Origin of the sequence: Thiocapsa sp., from assembly GCF_022340925.1 — a bacterium.
Lineage (GTDB): Bacteria > Pseudomonadota > Gammaproteobacteria > Chromatiales > Chromatiaceae > Thiocapsa.
The window spans coordinates 1-4371 of the sequence record NZ_JAJDNA010000124.1; the positions used below are offsets into that span (position 1 = coordinate 1).

The following is a 4371-nucleotide window of genomic DNA, read 5'->3' on the forward strand; positions in this document are numbered from 1 at the left end:
GGTGCATCATGAACCCGCTCGAATCAGGTCCATTGGCGTTGGACGACCCAGACCTCATCGCGCTTCAGGCTTACATCCTGCATGAGCGTCGTGGGGTGGGGCTGGCGGCGGGTCGGCACTGAGAACGCAAGCTCCCGCGCATCCACCAACGAGCATGTGAAGGTCACTCGAAGTATTGTCTGTTGACCGTCACCTGCACGCGGTCGGGCTCGAACAGCACGGCCGCACCTCGTTTGCGCGAACCAAGCCAGGTGAGCAGGGATGACGCACCGGTCACGCCCGCCGGCACACGCAGCTCTTCCGACTCCCTGCGCATCGTTCTGGCGAGCCAGGTGAAGTAGAGGATTCCCAGACGCTGCTCTGCCGCCTCCGGCTTCTCCTGCCGGTACCCGATCCGCTCGAGCCGGGCGAGACAGTCTGCCCAGTTCTGCTCTCACTCCAAGCTTAGCCGATAGAGCGTATCCCAGGAATCGATCCCGGTGTCATGGCCGTCGTCGAACAGGAGGCGAACGGCGTACCGGCCCTGGGGCTCGATCGCGCGGATGTTGACCCCTTCCTTCCCCGACGGGGGTTGGTCGGTCATATCTGGAACGGCTTGGTGAATCCCCGCTGTGATCGATGAGAGCGCAAGCGGCACTGGATACGCCAAGGCGCAGAGGCTGTCGTATGCCTGCATTGAGCTCTGTGACCGCGAGCCGTGCCAAGCATCAGTCGGTTGCAGCGGATTTTGTCTGCGGCCTTTGCGCCTTCGCGGCTCCAAGTGCCGAGTTAGGGCTGAGCCCCGAGCGGGTCTCAGCCGCTGCTGATATAGTGCTCGAGCTGCTCAATGATGAACTTGTGCTCCGAGATGATGGATTTGATCAGGTCGCCGATGGAGATCAGCCCCAGGATCTGGCCGTCCGCGACGACCGGGAGGTGGCGCACGCGCTTCTCCGTCATCAGGGCCATGGCCTCCTCGAGGGTTTGATCGGGGCTGGTGCAGACCACGCGCTTGGTCATCACGTCCCCGACCGGGGTCTCCTTGGATGTCTTGCCCCTCAACACCACATCCCGCGCATAGTCCCGCTCCGAGATCAGTCCGACCGCTCCGGTCTCGTCGATCACCAGGAGTGCTCCGATCTGATGATTTGCCATCAGAACGAGCGCATCGTAGACACTCGCGTCGGGGCTGATCGACCAGACCTCTGTGCCCTTGTCCTCCAGCAGCTGTTGAACCGTTCTCATCGTTCCTCCGGATTCCCTCGATGGCGTTCATGCGGCTCCTGCCTGGATGGAGGCATTCCTTGCCTCTATTCAGGGTAGCAGACCGCTCTTGGTGGGCCTAGCCGTCGGGGGGACAGCCACCCACCGGGCGGGAGCGGTCGAGCGCGCACCCATCGCGCGAGTGCCGGGCCGGCGCCCGCGGCGACCTTGCCGGCTGCCAATCGGATGCCCCATCGATTGACCCCATTCAGACGCAGCCACTCAGACGAAGCCACGACCGAGCCTTGGTGCTCGAGCAAACGAGACCATACCCATGCGCGGACAAGTCATCACCCCGAGCGATCGCCCCGCGACCCGCAATCTGGGGGCGCTCCGGCGGCTGCTCGAGTTCACGCGGCCTTACGGCTGGCAGCTGCTCGGCGGCATGCTCGCCCTGTTGGTCGCGGCCGGCTCCGTGCTCGCCTTCGGGCAGGTGCTTCGCGCCTTGGTGGATTCCGGCCTGACCACAGGCTCGACGGCCGCACTGGATCGGGCGCTGATCCTGTTCGTGTCAGTGGTCTTGGCCACCGGCATCGCCGTTGGGGTGCGCAGCTATCTGCTCAATTGGATCGGGGAGCGGGTGGTCGCGGATATTCGCAAGCGTGTGTTCGAGCGGGTCTTGGCTCTGGACGTCGGCTTCTTCGAGACGACCCGCGTGGGAGAGGTGATCTCGCGCCTGACGAGCGACACGGCACTGCTTCAAGTCGTGGTCGGATCGACCCTCGCGATGGTCCTGCGCACCGGCTTGTTGATGGTCGGCGGCATCCTGATGTTGGCGATCACCAGTCCGGCCCTGACCGGCCTCGTCTTGCTCGGCGTGCCCTTCGTGATCCTCCCCGCCTGGGTTTTAGGCCATCGGGTCCGGCGTCTCTCGCGTCACAGCCAGGATCGGATCGCCGATGTCGGGGCCTATGTCGACGAGGTCGTTCACGCCATTCGCACCGTTCAGGCCTGCTGCCACGAGCCGATCGACCGCGAACGCTACGCTGCCCAGGTGGAGTCGGCATTTCAGGTTGCGGGGCGCCGCTCGATGACCAGCGCGGCGCTTGCGGCGGTCTCAACCCTCCTGACCTTCGGGGCCATCGGCCTGGTGCTCTGGGTCGGCGGTCGCCAGGTGCTGGCCGGCACGCTGACGGGGGGGGAGCTCTCCGCGTTTCTGTTCTACGCGGTGGTCGTCGCCGGTGCGGTCGGATCGCTCAGCGAGCTCATGGGCCAATTGTTGCGGGGCGCGGGTGCCAGTGAGCGGCTAATGGAGCTGCTGCAGGCCGAGCCGGCCATTCGGACGCCCCCGCTGCCGCGACCTTTGCCGATGCCGGCGCGCGGGAGGATCGAATTCGACCGGGTCCGTTTCGCTTATCCGGCGCGACCGGACGCCGCGGCACTCGATACGCTCTCCTTTGGTGTCGAGCCCGGCGAGCGGATCGCCCTGGTCGGCCCGTCGGGGGCCGGCAAGTCGACCCTCTTCCAGCTCCTATTGCGCTTCTACGACCCGGCCGCGGGGGTGGTCCGCTTCGACGGGGTCGATCTTCGCGACCTCGACCTCGGCGAGCTGCGTCGGCGCATCTCGGTGGTCCCGCAGGATCCCGTGATCTTTGGTGCCAACGCCTGGGAGAACATCCGTTACGGGCTCGATTCGGCCAGCGCTGCCGATGTCCGTCGGGCCGCCGAGGCCGCGCACGCTGCCGAGCTCCTGGACCGCCTGCCGCAGGGCTTCGACACCTTTCTGGGTGAGCGGGGGGTGCGTCTTTCAGGCGGCGAGCGCCAGCGGATCGCGATCGCGCGCACGGTGCTGCGGAATCCCGTCCTGCTGCTGCTCGACGAGGCGACCAGCGCACTGGACGCGGAGAGCGAGCGTCTGGTGCAGGAGGCGCTGGAGCACCTGATGGCGGGCCGCACCAGCATCGTGATCGCACATCGGCTGGCGACCGTCCGAAACGCGGATCGCATCCTGGTCCTTGACCGGGGTCGGATCGTGGCGAGCGGGCGCCACGACGAGCTGATGGCCGAGGGCGGTCTATACGCCCGTCTGGCCTCGCTTCAGTTCAACGACACGCCCGCGCCGGCACGCGCGGCCCTGGGGCTGGCCGTACCATGAGCTGCTTCGATGGCGGCGGTACTGATGAAAGGATCCGCACGAGATCCGCCGACCGAGGGCGAGAGTGTGCTCAGGGGAGTGACTCGATGGCGCGAATCTTCTCATCGTAGCGCGCCCGCATCTCAGCGGGCAGATCGGAATCCTTGACTCCGTCGCAGCCCCCGCGTTCTCGCAGCAGATCCAGGACGTCGCGCTCCAGGCGTTCCTGAACCCGTCGGTAGCTCCGCTCGGGGAAGAGCTCATCCTGCACCCGGATCACGGTCGTGCGCAGGCGGCTGGCCAGCAGCTTGTTCAGGTTCTCGGTCCGTCGGTAGGAGCTGTCCCTCCGGCAGCGGGCATGATAGAGGTCGAGCGCGTGCGCGGCCTCTATCGCCTCGATCAACAGCTGCCGGGTGGACTCGTCCAACGGGGCCGCGAAGGAGCTGTCGAGGCTCAGGCCGCCGATAAGCAGGATCACGAGCAGGCAACGCCGCGTCGCGTCGCAGGCAGGACGTCGTTGACATTGCGGGTCGCCGGGCAGCGGTTGCCTGGTGTCTGTTGAACGGCCGTTGGGCGATGACACGAGTTGCGTCAGCTCCGCCCGTAGACCGGGACCGCAGCGCCGGTGACACCGCGGGCGGCGTCCGAGGCCAGGAAGAGGATCACGTCTGCGAGGGCATCGAGGGGGACCCAGGAGTCAAAATCCCCGTCCGGCATCGCCGCGCGGTTCTGAGGCGTGTCGATCGTCCCCGGCATGATGCAGTTGACGTTGATGCGACGGTGCTTCAACTCCTCGGAGAGGCTCTCGGTCAGGGTGATGACCGCGGCCTTGGAGGCGCAGTAAGGGGCCATGTGGCCGCTTCCCCGATTGGCAGCTCGTGCAGAGACGTTGATGATTCGTCCACCGCCTGTCTCAAGCAGCGCGGGGACCACTGCCCGACAGCAATTGAAGACCGTACGGGCATTCAGGTCCATCATGTGGTCCCATTGCGCGTCCGTGGTCTCATGCAGGGCGGGGCCCATGGCAAAGCCGCCGGCAATATTGGCAAGGACGT

At 66.2% G+C, this 4371-nt stretch carries 6 protein-coding genes; 1 reads left to right on the forward strand and 5 read right to left on the reverse strand.

The features are described 5' to 3' along the window. Window positions 1-163: 163 nt before the first annotated feature. From LJE61_RS14635 to LJE61_RS14645, 3 genes are all read right to left on the reverse strand, one after another. Window positions 164-316 carry a hypothetical protein gene (locus LJE61_RS14635; protein WP_296918792.1) on the reverse strand — a complete coding sequence of 51 codons (153 nt, stop codon included), beginning with the start codon at window positions 314-316 and terminating at the stop codon, window positions 164-166. A 117-nt stretch (window positions 317-433) separates the two neighbouring features. After that, the gene (locus LJE61_RS14640; protein WP_296918793.1) at window positions 434-583 is read right to left on the reverse strand and encodes a gamma-butyrobetaine hydroxylase-like domain-containing protein; all 150 of its coding nucleotides are present in this window, start codon (window positions 581-583) and stop codon (window positions 434-436) included. Between the two features lie 209 nt (window positions 584-792). Beyond that, complete coding sequence (locus LJE61_RS14645) at window positions 793-1224, reverse strand: CBS domain-containing protein (protein WP_296909622.1); 432 nt, start codon at window positions 1222-1224, stop codon at window positions 793-795. Window positions 1225-1516: 292 nt separating this feature from the next. Between LJE61_RS14645 and LJE61_RS14650 the strand changes: the two genes are divergently transcribed. Then, a complete protein-coding gene (locus LJE61_RS14650; protein WP_296909621.1) occupies window positions 1517-3337 on the forward strand; it encodes an ABC transporter transmembrane domain-containing protein in 1821 nt (606 codons plus the stop codon). A gap of 70 nt (window positions 3338-3407) precedes the next feature. On the opposite strand, the gene LJE61_RS14655 is transcribed toward LJE61_RS14650, so the two are convergent. Continuing rightward, window positions 3408-3794 carry a hypothetical protein gene (locus LJE61_RS14655; RefSeq protein WP_296909620.1) on the reverse strand — a complete coding sequence of 129 codons (387 nt, stop codon included), beginning with the start codon at window positions 3792-3794 and terminating at the stop codon, window positions 3408-3410. 113 nt (window positions 3795-3907) lie between these two features. Next, a partial coding sequence (locus LJE61_RS14660; protein WP_296918794.1) for an SDR family oxidoreductase occupies window positions 3908-4371 on the reverse strand: 464 nt, incomplete at its 5' end.